This window comes from Streptomyces sp. NPDC056361 (genome assembly GCF_042262805.1).
Classification (GTDB): domain Bacteria; phylum Actinomycetota; class Actinomycetes; order Streptomycetales; family Streptomycetaceae; genus Streptomyces.
This window is the reverse complement of sequence record NZ_JBHJQI010000328.1, coordinates 1-1,031: the sequence shown is the minus strand read 5'-3', so window position 1 is coordinate 1,031 and position 1,031 is coordinate 1. Positions and strand designations below refer to the sequence as shown.

1 protein-coding gene is annotated in these 1,031 nt (G+C 70.1%); it reads left to right on the top strand.

The window, feature by feature from the left end; genetic code table 11:
• Window positions 1–1,031: SDR family NAD(P)-dependent oxidoreductase (locus ACFCY7_RS40535; protein ID WP_376491093.1), on the top strand; the 1,031-nt coding region annotated here is incomplete at both ends.

Below are 1,031 nucleotides of genomic sequence, written 5' to 3'. Positions count from 1 at the left end.
GGCGCCGAGGTGTTCGCCACCGCGAGCCCCGCGAAGTGGGAGGCGGTCGAGGCGAACGGGGTCGCGGGGGACCGGGTCGCGAGTTCGAGGACCCTGGAGTTCGAGCAGCGGTTCCTGGACGCGACGGGCGGCCGGGGTGTGGACGTCGTCCTGAACTCCCTGGCCGGCGAGTTCGTGGACGCGTCGCTGCGTCTGCTGCCGCGCGGCGGCCGCTTCGTCGAGATGGGCCGCACCGACGTGCGTGACGCGGAGGAACTCGCGCGCCTGCACCCGGGGGTCGCCTACGAGGCCTTCGACCTGAGCGACGCCACCGCCGACCGCGTCCAGCGGATGTTGGCCGAGTTGGTCGGGTTGTTCGAGCGGGGTGTGTTGTCGCCGTTGCCGTTGACGGCGTGGGATGTGCGGCATGCGCCGGCGGCGTTCCGGTACATGAGTCAGGGCAGGCACACGGGTAAGAACGTGTTGGTGTTGCCGCGTGCTCTTGATCGGGACGGCACGGTGTTGGTGACCGGTGGTACGGGCACCTTGGGTCGTTTGGTGGCGCGGCGGCTGGTGGCGGAGCACGGGGTGCGGAATCTGCTTCTGGTGGGTCGTCGGGGGCGGTGCGCTGAGGGTGTGCCGGAGTTGGAGGCGGAGCTCTCGGCTCTTGGGGCGCGGGTGCGTGTCGCGTCGTGTGATGTGGCGGATCGTGGTGCGTTGGCGGATCTGTTGGCTTCGGTTCCGGTCGAGGCTCCGTTGACGGGAGTGGTGCACACGGCGGGTGTGTTGGACGACGGTGTCGTCTCGGCGCTGTCTGCGGAGCGGTTGGAGGGTGTGTTCCGGCCGAAGGTGGACGCGGTCTTGAATCTGCACGAGTTGACGCGTGGGCTTGATCTGGCGGCGTTCGTGTTGTTCTCGTCCGCGGCGGGTTCGTTCGAGTCGCCGGGGCAGGCCAACTACGCGGCGGCCAACGCGTTCCTGGACGCGCTCGCGCAGCATCGGCGGGCGCGAGGGCTGGCCGCGACCTCGCTCGGCTGGGGCCTGTGGGCACA